This window comes from Streptomyces rectiviolaceus (genome assembly GCF_039533825.1).
Lineage (GTDB): Bacteria > Actinomycetota > Actinomycetes > Streptomycetales > Streptomycetaceae > Streptomyces > Streptomyces rectiviolaceus.
Map to the genome: position 1 here is coordinate 53358 of NZ_BAAAUG010000078.1, position 17969 is coordinate 71326.

The window sequence follows — 17969 nt, forward strand, 5'->3', positions numbered from 1 at the left end:
ATCTTTCGCATCGTCTTTCACAGCTTCGGCGCAATCTCTTCGGTCCAGATCCGGGTCCGCTCGTCCTGCGACATGTGGCAGGCGGAGAAGTGACCCGAGGCGACCTCGCGCAGGTCGGGGCGCTCGCGGCGGGTGATCTGATCCTTGGGGATGTCCGCGTAGGGGCAGCGCGGGTTGAAGGCGCAGCCGCTCGGCAGGTTGATCAGGCTGGGCGGTGAGCCCTTGACCGGGATGAGCCGGTCGGTCTCCTCGCGGTCGATGCGCGGCATCGACCCCAACAGGCCCCAGGTGTAAGGGTGCTGGGGCTCGTAGAAGACCTTCTCGGCGGTGCCGCGCTCGACGCAGCGCCCGCCGTACATCACGAGCAGCTCGTCCGCCATCTCGGCGACCACGCCCAGGTCGTGCGTGATCATGATGACCGCGGAGCCGAACTCCTTCTGCAGATCCCGGATGAGGTCGAGGATCTGCGCCTGGACGGTGACGTCAAGGGCGGTCGTCGGCTCGTCGGCGATGAGCAGTTCGGGGTTGTTCACCAGGGCCATCGCGATCATCGCGCGCTGGCGCATGCCGCCCGAGAACTCGTGCGGGTAGCTGTCGACCCGCTTGTCCGGCTGGGGGATGCCCACCCGGTCGAGCATCTCGATGGCGCGCTTGCGGGCGACCTTCTTGTCCACGTCGTTGTGGACCCGGTACGCCTCCATGATCTGCTTGCCGATGGAGTAGTACGGGTGCAGCGCGGACAGCGGATCCTGGAAGATCATCGCCATGTCGCGGCCACGCAGCTTGCGCACCTGGTTCGGGTCCGCACTGAGCAGCTCCGTGCCGTTCAGCCAGATCTCGCCGGACAGCTTCGCCCTGCGGCTGCCGTACTGCCCGGCGGTGTGCAGGCCGAGGATGCCCAGCGAGGTGACCGACTTGCCGGATCCTGACTCGCCGACGATGCCGAGGGTCTTGCCCTTCTCCAGCTGGAAGCTGAGCCCGTCGACGGACTTGACCAGGCCGTCGTCGGTCGGGAAGTGCACCTTGAGGTCGCGCACCTCGAGAAAGGCGGTGGGAGCGTCCGAAGCGGTGGCGACGGGTTCTCCGACGGCCGCTCCGGTCTTGTGCAGTTCGGTCATCCCAGCCTCACTCGCGGGTCGATGACGGCGTACAGAAGGTCGACGACGAGGTTGGCGAGCGCGATCGCGAGCGAAGCGCACAAGGTGACGCCGAGGATCACCGGTAGGTCCTTGTTGCTGATGGCCTTGACCGCTTCCAGGCCGAGCCCCGGCAGGTTGAACGTGGACTCGGTGAGGACGGCGCCGCCCATGAGCACACCGAGATCGAGGCCGAAGACCGTGAGGATCGGCGTCATGGCGGAGCGCAGCGCGTGCCGTCTGATGACCGCCGACTCGCCGAGCCCCTTGGCGCGCGCGGTGCGGATGTAGTCCTCACCGAGCACTTCCAGCATGGTGGCGCGGGTGAGACGCGCGTACATGGCGGCGTTGAGGAACGCGAGCACGATCCACGGCAGGATCAGCGTCTCGAACCAGATGTTGATCGGATCGTCCGTGGTGAGGGTGTCCTCGATCTTCACCCAGCCGAGCGTGTGGACGAAGAGCCCCATCGCGATCATGCCGGTGAAGAAGACCGGGAGCGAAACGCCGCCGAGGGCGGTGATCATCGCGGAGCGGTCCCAGATGGTGCCGCGCTTGAGCGCGGAGAGCACGCCGGTGGCGACACCGGCGACCAGCCACAGCACGCACGCGCCGGCGGCGAGCGCGGCGGTGACGGGCAGGGCGTCCTTGAGGGTCTCCCAGACGGGCGCCTCGGTACGGAAGGAGTAGCCGAAGCAAGGGGCCGGGCAGTGAGTGACGTCGGCCCCGTTGGAGTAGTCACGCCCCATCGGAATGCCCTTGACGAAGTCCCAGAACTGGACGAGCAGAGGGTCGTCCAGGCCCAGTTTGATCCGGATGCCCGCGAGCTGCTCGGCTCCGGACGACTTGCCGGCGAAGAGGACGGCGATGTCCTGTCCCGCCCACTTGGGCAGCATGAAGAAGACGGTGAAGGTCGCGAGCAGTACGACCAGCACCATGACGACAACGGCGATCAGGCGCCGGATGAGATAAGCAAGCACTGTGCGCGGCCCGGCGGTGGCCGGAGCCCCCTTGTGAGGAGCTCCGGCCACCGCCCGGGGCCATCACCTGCCCTTCGGACTGGCGGGATTCGGCGGTGGGACTGCCTTGGCGGCGGGGACTACTTCTTGTCGCTCACACCGAGCGAGATGTAGTCGTAACGACCGCTGTAAGCGGCGGACGAGTAGACGTTGGTCGCCCGCGAGGAACGCCAGCTGATGTTCTTCTCGTAGATGAAGGGCATCCAGTAGGCCTTGTCGACGATCTCGTGGGCCAGATCGGTGTAGATCTCACCGGCCTTGTTGGGGTCGACCGTGCCGATCGCGTCGTCGAAGTACTTGTCGACCTTCGGCTCGTCGATCTGCGACTCGTTGTAGTTGCCGTTCTCGTTGATGAAACGGCTGTCGAACAGCGGCTGGGCGTAGCCCTGGCCGGTCGGGAAGTCAGGACCCCAGCCCGCCATCGTCATGCCGATGCCGCGCTTCTTCACGACCGAGGGAGAGCCGGTGATGCTGGAGGAGTCGGCGCCGTCGATCTGGTCGACATCGGCGTTGATGTTGACCTTCTTCAGCTGCTCCTGGAGCGCCGTGGCGGCGTCCACCTCACCCGGCTGGTTGGTGCGGGCCGAGATCTTGGTCGAGAAGCCGCCGGGCTTGCCGCACTCCTTGAGCTGGGCCTTCGCCTTGGCGACGTCCGGCTTGCCCTTGCGCTCCTTGATGCCGTACGGGTCGTAGTCGTCGTGACCCTTGATCGACTTCGGGAAGACGTTGGTGGCGATCTCACCGGCGGCGAGCGGGCCACCACGGGTCTTCTGCAGGCTCGCGAAGTCCGTGGCGTAGAAGACGGCCTTGCGGCAGGCCTCGTTGTCGAACGGCTTCGTCTTGGTCACCAGGGCGACGTAACGGACGAAGTCCGTCTGCATGTTGTCGACGTTGCCCTTGTGGTCCTGAATGGCGGTGGTACGACCCGACTGGGTCATGCCGGTGCCATTCATGTCGATGTCGTAGTCGCCTTCCATCAGGCGCTTGTCGTTCTCTTCGAGGTTCGCCGAGATGGTGACCTGGATCTTGTCCGGCAGCGCGGGACGGACCGGGTCGGACGACTTCTTCCAGTTCTTGTTGCGGACGAGCGTGATGCTCTTGCCCGCGCTGTAGTTCTGGAACTTGTACGGGCCGGAGGAGAACGGGCGCTGGGTGTACTTGGCGCCGGTGTCCTCGGACTGCTTCACCGGGGTGCCCGACGGCATCGCGAGCATCTGCTCGAAGTCGCCGTTCTTCTTGGGCAGCTTGAAGATGATGGTGTTGTCGTCCGGCGTCTCGATCGCCTTCAGACCCAGCTTGTCCTTCGACTTGTCGTCGTAGGGGCCCTTGTACTCGCCCTTGGGGTCGAGCGTCGACTTCAGGTAGCCGGGACCACCGGTGATGACCTTGGTCGCCCAGATGCGCTCGATGCCGTACTTGATGTCCTTGGAGGTCAGCTTCGAGCCGTCCTCCCAGGTGAGGCCGTCACGCAGCTTGTACGTGTAGGTCTTGCCGTCGTCGCTGATCTTCGCCGTGGACTCGGCGAGGTCGGGGACGAGCTTGTTGGACGCGGCACCCGGCTTGGTGTCGTACGTGATCAGCGTGCGGGTGTAGTACCGCATGAAGTCCCACGTCATGCCGTAGTACGCGCGCTGCGGGTCGGCCGAGTCCAGGTCCTGCTTGGCGATGAACTTGAGCGTTCCGCCCTTCTTCGCCGACTCGTTCGCGACCTTGCCGATGGCCGCGTTGTAGCCGGCGCCCTTGCCGTCTTCTTCGTCGCTGCCGCCGCCGCACGCCGTGGTGGTCACCAGCGCCGCCACGACGAGGGCCGCGCCTGCGGTCAACCGTCGTTTAGAGGAACCTGTGGGCATTTCTCGCATCCTCCGAGATTCGCGGTCCTTGGCTTTGACTGCCTTAAGAACCATGGGAAGAGCCACCTGACGATGCGGCAGGGGCAAGCCAGTTGGAGCTGTTTACCGAGTTCCCTTGGGGTCCAGGGCGTCGCGCAGCCCGTCACCGAAGAGGTTGAAGGCAAGCACGGTCACGAAGATCGCCAGGCCGGGGAAGACCATGAACATCGGGTCGTGCTCGTACGTCGCCAGGGCGTCCCGGAGCATGCCGCCCCAGGAGGCCGTCGGCGGGCGTACACCTGCGCCGAGGAAGCTGAGCGCCGCTTCGGTGAGGATGTTGGTGGGGATCATGAGCGTCGCGTACACGGTGATCGGCGCGACCAGGTTCGGCAGCAACTCACGGAAGAGGATGTGCCGTTGACCGCCGCCGAGGCTGCGGGCCGCTTCCACGTACTCGCGTTCGCGCAGCGAGAGGGTCTGGCCGCGGACGATGCGCCCGACGTAGGGCCAGCCGAAGAAGCCGATCACCAGGATCAGTACCGCGATGCGGACGCCGCTGCCGGTGAGCCCGAGCAGGTCGTCGGGGAGGACCGAGACCAGGGAGATCACGAAGAGCAGCTGCGGGAAGGCGAGCAGCACGTCCATGACCCGGCTGATCAGCGCGTCGATCCAACCGCCGAAGTAGCCGGCGATGATGCCGAAGAAGGTGCCGAGCACCACGGCCACCACGGCGGCGAGGAACGCCACCAGGAGCGAGATGCGGGCGCCGTAGACGATCCGGCTGAAGACGTCGCGGCCCTTGTTCGGCTCGACCCCGAAGAGGAAGTCCGGACTCATGCCGCCGAACGCGCCCTTGGGCAGGTTCGTCAGGTCTTCCAGCTCGTCCTGATGGAACTCGTTGGGCGGGTGGCCCAGCAGGGAGACGATCAGGGGCGCGAAGACGGCGACAAGGACCAGGACGAGCACGGTGATGCCGCCGGCCAGGGCGACCTTGTCCCGCTTCAGGCGGCTCCAGGCGATCTGCTTGAGGGACCGCCCCTCGACCTTCTTCACCCCTGCATCAGCTGCGGGAGCGACGTCCGCTGTCGGGTCCGCGTCCGCAGGTGTGTCATGCAATGGTGCCGTCATCGTGGCAGGGACCCCTCTCAACCGGTGGTGACCGGCCCGCACTTGCCGCTGTAGCGACGTGATCAGTCCGTCGTACACAGGGGCGAAGCGCCCCTGGTGCGGGAGTCTTCATCGGGGTCGCGATCTGTTACCAGCCTTGACGGGGAATGGATGCGCAACCGTGATGCTGATCGAGGTGTTCCGTTATCCGGACGCAGGTGAACGAGGGGCGAACACGGGGCAGTTGGGTCGCAACGTGCCACGGGAGCCCATAGGGCCCCTCCACCATCAGAACGGACATCGTGACGGTCAGGGCAGGTATACGAGCCGCGGTGGCCGGTTCAGGGCCCTTTCGGTAAGGGGCGCAGCACTCGTTCAGTACTGCGCGGGGTAGCCGTATCCGCCCGCGGGCGCCGGGGCCGGCTGGGCCTCGCGGTCGTAGAAGGGCCGGGCGTTGGCGCGCAGCCACATGGCCACCGGGTCGTACACGTCCGACATGGCGACGGTCGACACGGGCAGGCCGTCGGGGACGGCGGCGATCGACTGCTGCATCATCGTGCGCACCCCGTCCACGGACGACGGCGACGTGTCGTACACATCGAGGCCGATGGCCAGGTACGGGGCGCCGAGCGCGGGCTGCACCCAGGCGCGGCGCAGCGAGCGGACCGCGGGGGTGCGGTGGGCGTTCTGCGTGAGCAGGGCGTAGAACTGCGGGATCTCGATGGCCGGCTCGGTGAGCCTGAGCGGTCCCGCGGGCAGCAGGTCGAGGCCCGACGCGATGCGCCGCAGGTCGAGCCAGGGGATGCCGACGCCGCCGCCGGGTGCGTGCGGATTGAGCCAGAGGCCGTAGTGGTCGGGGTAGAGGGTGCGGGCGATGTCGACTCCGCTGACCACTTCATAGGAGCGGTTCCAGCCACTGGCGGAGAGCTCCTGGGCGGAGGTCACGCACGGCGCGTACCCGAGGGCCTCGACCTCCATGTTTCCGTACTGCGCGTCAGGGGACCCGGCCTGGCCGTGCCAGAGCAGCATCCACACCTGGTCGGCGGCGAGCGCCCGCAGGAGCGCCTCGTAGGCGTCGTAGCGCCCCGGCGTCACCTGGCGCAGCATGTGCTCGACCTGCCCGGCCGCAGCCGTGCCCGACGCACTCACCCTTAACCGCCCCTTCGCGATGACCCGCTGACCCGGTGGCCCCGGGTCATGAAACCAGCTTAAGCGGCGATCCTGACACCGACTTGACGTACGGCACCCTCACACACGTACCTGCACATGTCCTTACACATGTCCGTGCCCGTGCCCCGGGCTCTGGCCGAAGAAGGGCCGCACCCGCTCGCGCATCCAGTCACCGACCGGGTCCTGGGCCACGTCGAGCAGCACCAGGTTCACCGGCCAGGCCACCGGTGCCTGGCCGAGAGCCCGGCCCACGGCCTCCATCGGCAGCTCGCGCGCGTTGCCCTCCCAGGAGGTCAGTTCGACGCCGATGAACAGCGACGGGTCCTCGCCCTCGACGCTCGCCAGGCAGCGGCGGGCGCTCAGGACGACCCCGGTGGCCTCGAACTCGCGGGCGGCGGCGGAGAGGAAGTCCACCGGGTCCTGCTGCCAGTCCGGTTCGAAGAGGCGTACGCGTCCGCCGGTCGCGGGCCCGTCGAGCGGGGTGCGCCCGGCCCGGCAGAGCTCGGCGACGGCAGGGGGCGGCAGCGGTACGCCGACCGTGCCGTCCGGGTTGACCGCGATGCCCATCTGCGGGGGGAGGCCGCGCGCGAACTCCACGGCGGGCGCCACCGTGCAGCCCATCCGGCCGCCGGTGGCCTGCTGGAACTGCTGCTCGGAGCTGAAGACGGGGACGTACGCCTGTCCTTCGATCTCCAGCGTGGGCAGGTCGAGGGTGCCGCTGTCCGGTGCCCCGCCGTTCGGCAGCGGGACCCAGAGGTGGCTGCGGCCGAGCACCTCGACGATGCGGGCCCCCGCGGACGCCTGAGGTGCGCCGGGCGTGCCCAGGGATGCCGCGAGCACCTCTTCGAGTTCGTTGCCCGGCCATCCTCCATAGGGATGGGCGTGTGCCTGCGCCGGAATGTTCATCTGTCTGTCCAACCCCTGCTCTGTCCCGCTCCGCCTGCGGCACGACCCTAACGTGACGGGCGGCCCCCGACGCGGCGGGCGGCTCAGTCCCCGAAGCCGATCCCCCGCAGCACGCCGGCCGCCGTCCGGTCGAGCAGCACCGCCGAGCCGCAGCCGCGCGGCAGATCGCCCCGCTCGGCGGCGCCCACCAGACGGGCGACCGTCCTGCGGTGGCGCGCGAAGGCGTACCGCGACACGCCGCGGCCGCGCGAGAGCTGGCCCTCTATGGCGGTGTCCGGCGGCACGTCCAGCAGCAGCAGGTGCAGCGTCGTGCCGCGCCGCACGGCCTCGCGGGCCAGCCAGCGGCGCACCCACGCCTGGGTGCCGCAGTCGTGCACCACGACACTCTCGCCGGAGCGCAGGGCCCTGCGCAGGCCCGCGTAGTGCGCGAGGCGGACCAGGGGGCGGTACACCGCGTACGGCAGCAGGGTCGGCATGCGCCGGGCCCAGCGGTCGCGGGTGTCCTGCGAGTCGATGCGCGGGCCCGCGACGGCTCTGCGCATCAGCGTGGACTTGCCGCTGCCCGGCAGCCCGGAGACGACGATCAGGTCGCCTTCGCCGAACGTGAGCCGGTGCGGACTGTGGCCGGTCCGCTGCCGCAGGTCGCGGACGACGGCCGCCGGCAGGGGGCCGCAGCTCTCCCTGGTGGGGGCGGCGGCCTGTTTGGGCAGGGCCACCCCTGTGTTGGTCGCGTAGACGCTCGTCCTGCGCACCGTGATCGGCCTCCCCATAGCGGTCACGTACCTGCTTACCGCAGCTTCCCCGGCAAGTGTAAAGAGAAGGTAATGCGGCACAAGGGCATTACTCGACTGGCACTGCCCTGTGACGGAGCCCCGTGCAATGATGTGCGCGCAAACTCCATACAGGCCGTTTGAATCCGCGCGGGAGAGTTCCCGGTGAACCGTCGTACGACATGACGACGCACCGGGGCGCCGAAGGAGCAAGTCCCTCCCTTGAATCTCTCAGGCCCCGTACCGCGCGGGCGAGGCACATCTGAAAAGCGGGCCGCCCACGCGGCTCCACCCAAGGTGCAAGTCATGACCCCTTATACGGACGGGTCGTGGTGAACCTCTCAGGTTCCGATGACAGATGGGGAGGATCGACCTCGCCCGTCATGCCCTGGGAGTTCCACGTATGAGTACCGCCCCCCGTCTGACCGCCCTCGACGCCGTGCACCGTGCGCTCGGCGCGACGATGACCGACTTCGCGGGCTGGGACATGCCGCTCCGCTACGCCAGCGAGCGCGACGAGCACATCGCCGTCCGCACCAAGGCCGGTCTCTTCGACCTCTCCCACATGGGCGAGATCACGGTCACAGGCCCTGAAGCCGTGAACTTCCTGAACTTCTCGCTGGTCGGCAACATCGGCTCCGTCGGCGTCGGCCGCGCCCGCTACACGATGATCTGTGCCGAGGACGGCGGCATCCTGGACGACCTGATCGTCTACCGCCTCGGCGAGACCGAGTACATGATTGTCGCCAACGCCTCGAACGCGCAGGTAGTGCTCGACGCGCTCACCGCCCGCGCCGACAGCTTCGACGCCGAGGTCCGCGACGACCGCGACGCGTACGCCCTGCTCGCCGTCCAGGGCCCCGAGTCCCCCGGCATCCTGAAGTCACTCACGGACGCCGACCTGGACGGCCTGAAGTACTACGCGGGCCTGCCGGGCACCGTCGCGGGCGTCCCCGCGCTGATCGCCCGCACGGGCTACACCGGCGAGGACGGCTTCGAGCTCTTCGTCGCGCCCGGTGACGCCGAGAAGCTGTGGGGTGCGCTGATGGAGGCGGGCGAGCCCGTCGGTCTGGTCCCGGCCGGGCTCTCCTGCCGCGACACGCTGCGCCTTGAGGCGGGCATGCCGCTGTACGGGCACGAGCTGACCGCGGAGCTGACGCCCTTCGACGCCGGTCTCGGCCGGGTCGTGAAGTTCGAGAAGACCTCGCAGTCCGACACCTTCGTGGGGCGCGAGGCGCTCGCGGCCGCCGCCGAGCGCGCCGAGACCGCTCCCCCGCGCAAGCTGGTGGGCCTGATCGCTTCCGGCCGCCGCATTCCGCGGGCGGGCTTCTCCGTGGTCGCCGACGGCAAGATCATCGGCGAGGTCACCTCTGGTGCGCCCTCCCCGACGCTGGGCAAGCCGATCGCCATCGCGTACGTCGACGCGGCGCACGCGACCCCCGGGACCAAGGGTGTCGGCGTGGACATCCGGGGCACGCACGAGCCGTACGAGGTCGTGGCGCTGCCGTTCTACAAGCGCCAGAAGTGACACTTCCGCCCCAGTGGTAACCCGGAAGTGACCCCACGCACATCTTTCTCGTTCCGCAGCACCCACCCGCGTACAGGAGAATTCAGGTCATGAGCAACCCCCAGCAGCTGCGTTACAGCAAGGAGCACGAGTGGCTCTCGGCCACCGAGGACGGTGTGGCGACGGTCGGCATCACGGAGCACGCGGCCAACGCGCTCGGTGACGTCGTCTACGCGGACCTTCCCGAGGCCGGCGCCGCGGTGACCGCGGGCGAGACCTGCGGCGAGCTCGAGTCGACGAAGTCGGTCAGCGACCTGTACTCGCCGGTGAGCGGCGAGGTCGTCGAGTCGAACCAGGACGTCGTGGACGACCCGTCGAAGGTCAACTCCGCCCCGTTCGAGGGTGGTTGGCTCTTCAAGGTACGGATCACGGAGGAGCCGAAGGACCTGCTCTCCGCGGACGAGTACACCGAGTTCTCCGGCAGCTGAAGCCCCCCGAAGACCCTTAGGGACCACCTGATGTCGCTTCTCAACACCCCTCTCCACGAGCTGGACCCGGACGTCGCCGCCGCCGTCGACGCCGAGCTCCACCGTCAGCAGTCCACCCTGGAAATGATCGCCTCGGAGAACTTCGCTCCGGTCGCGGTCATGGAGGCCCAGGGCACGGTCCTCACCAACAAGTACGCCGAGGGCTACCCCGGCCGCCGCTACTACGGCGGCTGCGAGCACGTCGACGTCACCGAGCAGATCGCGATCGACCGGATCAAGGACCTGTTCGGCGCCGAGTACGCCAACGTCCAGCCGCACTCCGGCGCCTCCGCCAACCAGGCCGCCCTCTTCGCGATCGCCAAGCCCGGCGACACGATCCTCGGCCTTGACCTGGCGCACGGCGGCCACCTCACCCACGGCATGCGCCTGAACTTCTCCGGCAAGCAGTTCAACGTGGTCGCGTACCACGTCGACGAGGCCGGTCTTGTGGACATGGCCGAGGTCGAGCGCCTGGCCAAGGAGAACAGCCCGAAGGTGATCATCGCGGGCTGGTCCGCCTACCCGCGCCAGCTGGACTTCGCCGAGTTCCGCCGGATCGCCGACGAGGTCGGCGCCTACCTGTGGGTCGACATGGCGCACTTCGCCGGGCTCGTCGCCGCAGGGCTGCACCCGAACCCGGTGCCGTACGCGGACGTGGTGACCTCCACCACGCACAAGACGCTCGGCGGCCCGCGCGGCGGCGTCATCCTGGCCCGCAGCAAGGAGTTCGCGAAGAAGCTGAACTCCGCGGTCTTCCCCGGCTTCCAGGGCGGCCCCCTGGAGCACGTGATCGCGGCCAAGGCCGTCTCCTTCAAGGTCGCGGCCTCCGAGGAGTTCAAGGAGCGCCAGCAGCGCACCCTGGACGGCGCCCGCATCCTGGCCGAGCGCCTGGTGCAGGACGACGCGAAGGCCGTCGGCGTCGACGTCCTGTCCGGCGGCACGGACGTGCACCTGGTCCTCGTGGACCTGCGCAACTCCGAGCTCGACGGCCAGCAGGCCGAGGACCGCCTCCACGAGGTCGGCATCACGGTCAACCGCAACGCGGTCCCGAACGACCCGCGCCCCCCGATGGTGACCTCGGGCCTGCGGATCGGTACGCCCGCGCTCGCGACCCGTGGCTTCCAGGAGGACGACTTCCGTGAGGTCGCCGACGTCATCGCCGAGGCCCTGAAGCCGGACTTCGACGCGGAGTCGCTCAAGGCCCGCGTCTCGGCCTTGGCAGCAAAGCACCCGCTGTACCCCAACCTGTAGCATTTTCGTACGCTTTCCTTCGTACGAATCTTCGGGGCACCGCGCACACTGGACAGTGAAGACAGTGAATGCGGTGCCCCGGCTCATGCCCCGCTTGCGTAGGGCTCTTCCGTAGTTCTTTTCCGTAGTGCTCTTCCGTAGTGCTCTTCCGTAGTTCTCTGCACCACCCCGGCAGACAACGGCGTCTACCAACCACCATTGGAGTTCCTCGTGGCCCTCTCGGTCTTCGACCTGTTCTCGATCGGCATCGGCCCGTCCAGCTCCCACACGGTCGGTCCCATGCGCGCCGCCCGCATCTTCGCGAGCCGCCTCAAGAACGAGGGCCTGATGGCCCACACCACCGCCATACGCGCCGAGCTCTACGGCTCACTCGGCGCGACCGGCCACGGCCACGGCACCCCGAAGGCGGTCCTGCTCGGCCTGGAGGGCGAGTCCCCGCGCTCGGTCGACGTCGAGTTCGCCGACGACCGCGTCGAGCAGATCAAGAGCACCGGACGCCTCAACCTCCTCGGCATGCACGAGATCGACTTCGCCTTCGACGAGGACCTGGTCCTGCACCGCCGCAAGGCCCTGCCGTACCACGCCAACGGCATGACGATCTTCGCGTACGACCGTGAGGGCGCCCTCGTCCTGGAGAAGACGTACTACTCCGTGGGCGGCGGCTTCGTGGTCGACGACGACGCGGTCGCGGGCGAGAACCCGATCGTGCCGGACGACACGGTCCTCAAGCACCCCTTCCGCACCGGCGACGAGCTGCTGCGCCTCGCCGACGAGACCGGCCTGTCCATCTCCGCCCTGATGCTGGAGAACGAGAAGGCCTGGCGCACCGAGGCGGAGATCCGCGAGGGCCTGCTCGACATCTGGCGCGTGATGCAGGCGTGCGTGTCCCGCGGCATGTCCCGCGAGGGCATCCTGCCGGGCGGCCTCAAGGTCCGCCGCCGCGCGGCCAACTCCGCACGCCAGCTGCGCGCCGAGGGCGACCCGCAGGCCCGCGCCATGGAGTGGATCACGCTGTACGCGATGGCGGTGAACGAGGAGAACGCCGCGGGCGGCCGTGTCGTGACCGCCCCGACGAACGGCGCCGCGGGCATCATCCCGGCGGTCCTGCACTACTACATGAACTTCGTGCCCGGCGCCGACGAGGACGGCGTGGTCCGCTTCCTCCTCTCCGCGGGCGCCATCGGCATGCTCTTCAAGGAGAACGCCTCGATCTCGGGCGCCGAGGTCGGCTGCCAGGGCGAGGTCGGCTCCGCCTGCTCGATGGCGGCGGGCGCCTTCGCCGAGGTGCTCGGCGGCAGCCCCGAGCAGGTCGAGAACGCGGCCGAGATCGGCATGGAGCACAACCTCGGCCTGACCTGCGACCCGGTCGGCGGGCTCGTCCAGATCCCGTGCATCGAGCGCAACGGCATGGCGGCGGTCAAGGCGGTCACCGCCGCGAAGATGGCGATGCGCGGCGACGGCAGCCACAAGGTGTCCCTCGACAAGGTCATCAAGACCATGAAGGAGACCGGCGCCGACATGAGCGTGAAGTACAAGGAGACGGCGCGGGGCGGTCTGGCGGTCAACATCATCGAGTGCTGATGGTGTTGGTGTGGCCGGTGAGGATGCCGGCCGCCGCTCCTGTCGTACTCAGCGGCGGGGACGCCTTGGGGCGGTCGACGGTGAAGTACTCGCGGAAGTCGTCGCTGGGCTCGGCGGCCATGAGGCGCAGGGTGCGCTTCCAGTCGCCGGTGTCCCACCCCGGGGTGGCGGCGTCGTTCTCCAGGCTGGTTTCGGCGCCGGTGTCCGCGGTGGTCGTACTTCAGGGTTCCGCTCAGGCAGGTGGCGGCGCGGTGTCCGCCGTGCTCGCCGTGCCGGCGAGTTGCTAGCAAGTGGCGCCGGGGCGGACCGGCTTCAGGTCGGTGAGGTAGGCGTCGACGGCGTCCGTGACGCAGGCGTTGCTGCGGCCGTATGCCGTGTGGCCGAGGCCCTCGTACGTCAGGAGCATGCCGCCGGGGAACTGGTCCGCCAGGCTCTCGGCCTCCTCGTACGGAGTGGCCGGGTCGCCGGTGGTGCCGATCACCAGGACCGGGGGCACGCCGTCCGCACGGACCTTGTGGGGGCGCTGGGTGCCTGCGGGCCAGTCCTCGCAGGTGAGTTCGTCGGTCACGCTCGTCGTGCCGTAGACGCCCGCGGCCTTGTCGGCGCGGTCCAGGGCCTTCCAGTAGGGGGCGTCGCCTCGGGGGTGCGGGGTGTCGAGGCAGCTGACGGCGAGGATGGCGGTGTCGCTGTTGTCGGTGTTGCCGTTGTCGGTGCCGCGCGCTCTGCGGCTGGACTCGGTGGTGGGTTCGTCCGCCGACGCGAGGTCCGCCAGCTTGGTGCCGTCGCCGCGAGCCGCGTCGCTCAGTGCCTCGGACAGGCCCTCCCACTCGTCTTCCGGCGTGTACATCGCGGTGGTGACGACGTCGAGCAGCGTCCGCGCGTCGACGCCGTACTCGTCGCCGTACTCGTCGCCGTCGACCGGCAGGGGTTCGCGGGCCGCCTGCTCGTAAAGACCGTCGATCAGGCCGGATATCTCCTCCGGTGTGCGGCCGGGGCAGCTGTCGCCCGCGACATCCGCGCAGTGCTCGGCGTAGTCGTCGACGGCCCTGCGGAACCCCACGGCCTGGCTCACGGCACGTTCCGACCAGCCGAGCGACGGGTCGACGGCGCCGTCTAGGGCCAGTGCGCGGACGCGGTGCGGGAAGAGTTCGGCGTACGAGGTGCCGAGGCTTGTTCCGTACGACCAGCCCAGATAGGTGAGTTCGACGTCGCCGAGGGCCGCGCGCAGTACGTCCATGTCGCGGGCCGCGTCCTCGGTGCCGACCTGCCGCAGGATGCCGCCGCTTCCCTTCACGCAGGCCGCGGCGGTGGCCCGTGCCCCGGCGAGCGCACGGGCGCGGTCGTCCGCTGTGCGCGGGCGGAGCGGCTGAACCTCACCCTCCGCGTCCTCGTCCGCGCACTTCACGGCGGGTTTGCTGCCTCCCACGCCCCGCGGATCGAAGGAGACGATGTCGAAGCGGGCGCGCACCTTGGTGCCGAAGGATTCGCCGCCGTCCGACTTGAGGTCGTCCACGCCACCGGCTCCCGGGCCGCCCGGGTTGTAGACGAGCGACCCGATGCGCCGGTCCGGATGCGGGGTGGCGGCCTTGGCCACCGGCAGGACGAAGGTCTTGCCGTTCTCGGGGTGGGCGTAGTCCCGGGGGACGGTCAGCCGGGCGCACTTGAGGTCGCCGCAGTCCTTCCACTTCAGCTTCTGCCCGTAGAAGGCCTTCAGCTCGTCGGACCGTTCCGCGGCCGTACAGCCGACGAGCGAGGTGGCTCCGAGGACGGCCAGAGCGAGGGCGAGAAGGAGAGGGCGACGGCGGACGGCGCGGTTCAACGGGTTGCTCCCAAAGATCGGTTCAGGCCAGCGTGCCTGGACCATGCTGAGGATTTGATGAGGGGGGCCGGGGGGTGCGGGGCCGCGCCGGTATGTCCGTCCTCGCTATCGTCCGGTGACCGCGGGGCTACTTCGGCTGGGGAGTCCTGCGAACCGTGCTCCGGGCAGACATACCGGCCCGTCCCCTCGCGAGCGCTGCCGACTGCAGCCAATCGATGGTCGCTGCGGGGCAATCGGGCGGGTGGGCGGGAAAGCTTGTTCGTGCAGGGGCGGATGCGGGGTGAACGGGCGGGTGGGCGGGAAAGGTCTGTTCGGCGCCGGGCAGCGGGCTGCGGGCGGGAACCGTCAGGGCTAGCTCGGCAGCTTCAGGGCGAAGTGGGCGCCGCCCCGCTGCCCCGGGAGAACCGTCAAGGTGCCTCCGTGTGCGTGGGCCACCCAGGCCGCGATCGAAAGGCCCAGGCCCGTGGACCCCGCCCCGCTGCGGAAGCGTTCGAAGAGGGCGTCCGCGACGCGGGGCGGCAGGCCGGGGCCCGCGTCGTCGATGGTCACCGTGCCGTCGCGGGTGACCGTGACGCGGACGTCGGCGGACTCACCGGGCGCATGGCCATGGGCGAACGCGTTGCCCAGCAGGTTCGCCACCGCCCGCCGGACAAGGTCGGGGTCGGCCACGACCACGGTGTCCTGCGTCTCGACCGTCACCCGATGCCCGGCCCCCGGGGTGTCCTCGACGACCCCCTCCACCAACTGGTCGAGCCGCAGCGGCTCCCGCGCGAGCGTCTCGACGCCGGACATCAGCCTGGCCCGGGTCAGCAGCCCGTCGACGAGGCCGCCCATCCCGTCCGCGAGACGCAACGTACGGCGCAGCACATCCGTACGGTCCGTCTCGCCGCGCAGCGCGGTCTCGGCGAGCGTACGCAGCGAGGCGGCCGGCGTGCGCAGGTCGTGCGCGGCGTCGGCGAGGAACGCCTCCTGCTGGCGCAGGGCCGCGAGCGCGGGGCGGATCGCACGGCCGGAGAGCAGGTGGCCGACCGCCGCCGACAGGCAGACAAGGACGGTGCAGGCCCCCGCCACGAGCCACGTCAGGCGGCGGTGGTCGGCCCGCTGGTCCGACGTCTCGGCCATCGTGACGATGGCGCCCTGCGGGCCTTCGCCCGCCACCGCGTCGGGAGCGTAGAAGGGCTCGGAGAGCAGCCGGACCGGGCGGCCGTCCGTCGTGCGCCGGTCGGAAGCCGCCGTGTCCTCGGCGTGGATCGCGGCCTCCCCCGCCGCCTGTATGTCGGCGGGTCCGACAGTGAGGCAGGGGCGGCGCGGTGCGTGGTCGACCTGGAGGCCCGCGTCGTCGGCCGACGGCACCGAAAGGACCGTCAGGGGCGGGCAGCCCGTACCCATCGTCTCGGCCAGCTCACGCGCGTCGAGGCGGTCGTCCTCGTCCGTCACGAGGAGACCGATCGCCCAGCTGGTGTCCTGGCCCATCGTGCCGTCGAGCTGCTGGCGCCAGCGCCGGTCGTCGCTCTGGACGGCGAACACCGCCATGCCCACCAGGCCCACCGCGCTGGTGAGCGCGAACAGCGCGGTGATGCGCCGGCGCAGCCTGCGTACGCGAGCGGTGGGAGTGAGCGGTCGCGACGTCATGAGCCTTCGGGGGCCAGGCGGTAGCCGACCCCGCGCACGGTGCGGATCAGCGGCGGGTCCCCCAGCTTGCGGCGGAGCTGGGAGACGAGCACCTCCAGGACGTTGGACTGCGGCTCGGTCATCTCGTCCCAGCAGCTCTCGATGAGTTCGGCCCGGGACACCGCCTGGTCGGCGCGCGCCGCGAGGACCTCGAGAACGGCGAACTCCCTGCTGGTGAGCGTGAGCAGCAGTCCGGCGCGGCGGACCTGCCGGCGCGCGGTGTCGATCTCGACGTCGGCGACACGGTGGACGGGCGGCCGTACGACCCCGGCGCGGCGGCACAGGCTGCGCACCCTTGCGACCAGCTCCGGCACGGCGAACGGCTTGACCAGGTAGTCGTCGCCCCCGCTCGCGAAGCCCTCGACGCGGTCGGCGACGGTGTCGCGCGCCGTCAGGAAGAGCACGGGGACGGCGCCGCCCGTGCGGCGCAGTTCCTCCACGTAGGGGGCGGCGTCGCCTGACGGCAGCATCCGGTCGAAGACGGCGCAGTCGTAGGCGGTGACGAAGAGGGCCTCGTCGGCCTGCGGGAGGTCCACTGTCTCGTCGACGGCGAGACCGGCGGCGCGCAGCGCTGCCGCGACCCCGAACCGCAGATTGTCGTCGTCCTCGACCAGCAGCACTCGCACGCCGCCCACCCTATAGAGCGGGTGAGGGGGGCGGTTCTTCCGCGCCACGGGCCGTGCGGCTGGCCCTCACAGGGCCTCACCGCGCGAAGAACAACGCCTCCGCCCCCACCGGTCGGTACCCCGCTGCCTGAAAGACCCGCACACTGCGCGCGTTCCCCGGTGACTGCTGGGCCCACACCGGGCACCCGTCGGGCACCAGATGCCGGGCCGCGAGCGCGAGCGACCGGCCGAGCCCCCGGTGTCGTACGTCCTCGTCGACCTCGATCGCCGCCTCCCAGCGCCCGGCGAGCCCGCGCCCGAGCACAAGCACTCCGCCGCCCGCGGACGCCCACACCCGCACGTCGTCGCGGCGCTTGCGGGCCCGCACCACCCGGGGGTGGTCCGGGTCGTCGATCTCGCGGAGCCCCAGGGCCGGTTCGGGCCCGCCCGGCAGGGCGTCGGCCACGGTCAGGAGGTCGGTGGTGTCCGCCGCGCGTCCCGTACGCCGCAGGAAGGCGGCGAGGAACAGGGGGTTCATCGTGGCGGCCAGCGGATCGCAGTCGAGCGCGGCGAGGGTGGTGTGCACCCACTGCGGGTCCTCGTCCGTGAAGACGACGGAGTGCGCGGTGAAGGCGATCACGCCCGCGTCGCGGTGGCAGGGCTGCGGCACGACGGTGGTGGTGCCGTCGGGCGGCGGGAACTGCCCGTGGGCCGCCGCGTCGAGGATCGACCCGAGCGTGGCAGGGGTGCTGGCCATGGGCGTACTCCTTGTGATCGCGTCCCCCGGACGGCCGATACCCTAATCCCCGTCAGTAGTGCACGAAGAAGGGGTGGATCCGGTGGCGGACATCGAGGAAGCGCGTAAGACGTTCGAGCAGTTCGACGCGGACGGCGACGGCTTCGTCACGGCGGCCGAGTGGAAGTCGGCCATGGCGAAGATGGGGGACTTCTACGTCACCGAGACGGTGGCCGAGGCCGTGATCGGCACGAAGGACACCGACAAGGACAAGCGCCTCTCGTTCGACGAGTTCTGGGCGAGTCTGAACAAGTAGCGGGAGTACGACGCGGAAG

The 17969-nt window shown here is 69.7% G+C and carries 17 protein-coding genes and 2 riboswitches; of the genes, 5 read left to right on the top strand and 12 right to left on the bottom strand.

All coding sequences use genetic code 11. From position 1 onward, the window contains the following. Positions 1–17: 17 nt before the first annotated feature. From ABD378_RS22710 to ABD378_RS22740, 7 genes are all read right to left on the bottom strand, one after another. Entirely contained in the window at positions 18–1118 is a 1101-nt protein-coding gene (locus ABD378_RS22710) for an ABC transporter ATP-binding protein (RefSeq protein ID WP_344523032.1), read from the bottom strand. Continuing rightward, entirely contained in the window at positions 1115–2116 is a 1002-nt protein-coding gene (locus tag ABD378_RS22715) for an ABC transporter permease (protein WP_344523087.1), read from the bottom strand. The genes ABD378_RS22710 and ABD378_RS22715 overlap by 4 nt, the downstream gene beginning before the upstream one ends. 119 nt (positions 2117–2235) lie before the next feature. After that, positions 2236–4005 (bottom strand): ABC transporter substrate-binding protein, encoded by a 1770-nt coding sequence (locus ABD378_RS22720; RefSeq protein WP_344523034.1) that lies wholly within the window; start codon positions 4003–4005, stop codon positions 2236–2238. A 102-nt stretch (positions 4006–4107) separates the two neighbouring features. Next, positions 4108–5112 (bottom strand): ABC transporter permease, encoded by a 1005-nt coding sequence (locus ABD378_RS22725; protein ID WP_344523036.1) that lies wholly within the window; start codon positions 5110–5112, stop codon positions 4108–4110. 354 nt (positions 5113–5466) lie between these two features. Further along, positions 5467–6240: an enhanced serine sensitivity protein SseB C-terminal domain-containing protein gene (locus tag ABD378_RS22730; protein ID WP_344523038.1), complete on the bottom strand. Its 774-nt coding sequence runs from the start codon at positions 6238–6240 to the stop codon at positions 5467–5469. Positions 6241–6363: 123 nt separating this feature from the next. Beyond that, on the bottom strand, positions 6364–7167 hold the full coding sequence (locus ABD378_RS22735) for an enhanced serine sensitivity protein SseB (RefSeq protein WP_344523040.1): 804 nt from the start codon (positions 7165–7167) through the stop codon (positions 6364–6366). Positions 7168–7250: 83 nt separating this feature from the next. Further along, positions 7251–7937 carry an AAA family ATPase gene (locus tag ABD378_RS22740; RefSeq protein WP_344523042.1) on the bottom strand — a complete coding sequence of 229 codons (687 nt, stop codon included), beginning with the start codon at positions 7935–7937 and terminating at the stop codon, positions 7251–7253. Positions 7938–8078: 141 nt separating this feature from the next. Beyond that, positions 8079–8193, top strand: a riboswitch (glycine riboswitch). Beyond that, positions 8194–8305: riboswitch (glycine riboswitch) on the top strand. 35 nt (positions 8306–8340) lie between these two features. Here ABD378_RS22740 and gcvT point away from each other — a divergent pair. The 4 genes from gcvT to ABD378_RS22760 all read left to right on the top strand — a co-directional run bounded on the left by gcvT (position 8341) and on the right by ABD378_RS22760 (position 12803). Further along, positions 8341–9465 carry a glycine cleavage system aminomethyltransferase GcvT gene (gcvT, locus tag ABD378_RS22745; protein WP_344523044.1) on the top strand — a complete coding sequence of 375 codons (1125 nt, stop codon included), beginning with the start codon at positions 8341–8343 and terminating at the stop codon, positions 9463–9465. A gap of 89 nt (positions 9466–9554) precedes the next feature. Next, positions 9555–9932: a glycine cleavage system protein GcvH gene (gene gcvH / locus ABD378_RS22750; protein WP_344523046.1), complete on the top strand. Its 378-nt coding sequence runs from the start codon at positions 9555–9557 to the stop codon at positions 9930–9932. A 30-nt stretch (positions 9933–9962) separates the two neighbouring features. Further along, a complete protein-coding gene (gene glyA / locus ABD378_RS22755; protein ID WP_344523048.1) occupies positions 9963–11222 on the top strand; it encodes a serine hydroxymethyltransferase in 1260 nt (419 codons plus the stop codon). A gap of 210 nt (positions 11223–11432) precedes the next feature. Beyond that, the gene (locus ABD378_RS22760; protein WP_344523089.1) at positions 11433–12803 is read left to right on the top strand and encodes an L-serine ammonia-lyase; all 1371 of its coding nucleotides are present in this window, start codon (positions 11433–11435) and stop codon (positions 12801–12803) included. On the opposite strand, the gene ABD378_RS22765 is transcribed toward ABD378_RS22760, so the two are convergent. From ABD378_RS22765 to ABD378_RS22785, 5 genes are all read right to left on the bottom strand, one after another. Next, entirely contained in the window at positions 12790–12924 is a 135-nt protein-coding gene (locus tag ABD378_RS22765; protein ID WP_344523050.1) for a hypothetical protein, read from the bottom strand. The two genes, ABD378_RS22760 and ABD378_RS22765, sit on opposite strands and share 14 nt — an antisense overlap. Positions 12925–13086: 162 nt before the next feature. Continuing rightward, complete coding sequence (locus ABD378_RS22770; protein ID WP_344523052.1) at positions 13087–14622, bottom strand: alpha/beta hydrolase; 1536 nt, start codon at positions 14620–14622, stop codon at positions 13087–13089. Between the two features lie 351 nt (positions 14623–14973). Further along, positions 14974–16254, bottom strand: a complete 1281-nt coding sequence (locus ABD378_RS22775; protein ID WP_344523054.1) for a sensor histidine kinase — start codon at positions 16252–16254, stop codon at positions 14974–14976. Further along, complete coding sequence (locus ABD378_RS22780; RefSeq protein ID WP_344523091.1) at positions 16251–16913, bottom strand: response regulator transcription factor; 663 nt, start codon at positions 16911–16913, stop codon at positions 16251–16253. The genes ABD378_RS22775 and ABD378_RS22780 overlap by 4 nt, the downstream gene beginning before the upstream one ends. Before the next feature lie 82 nt (positions 16914–16995). Further along, positions 16996–17655: a GNAT family N-acetyltransferase gene (locus ABD378_RS22785; RefSeq protein ID WP_344523056.1), complete on the bottom strand. Its 660-nt coding sequence runs from the start codon at positions 17653–17655 to the stop codon at positions 16996–16998. A gap of 82 nt (positions 17656–17737) precedes the next feature. Here ABD378_RS22785 and ABD378_RS22790 point away from each other — a divergent pair, with 82 nt between their 5' ends. Then, positions 17738–17950, top strand: a complete 213-nt coding sequence (locus ABD378_RS22790; RefSeq protein WP_344523093.1) for an EF-hand domain-containing protein — start codon at positions 17738–17740, stop codon at positions 17948–17950. The last annotated feature ends 19 nt before the right edge of the window (positions 17951–17969 follow it).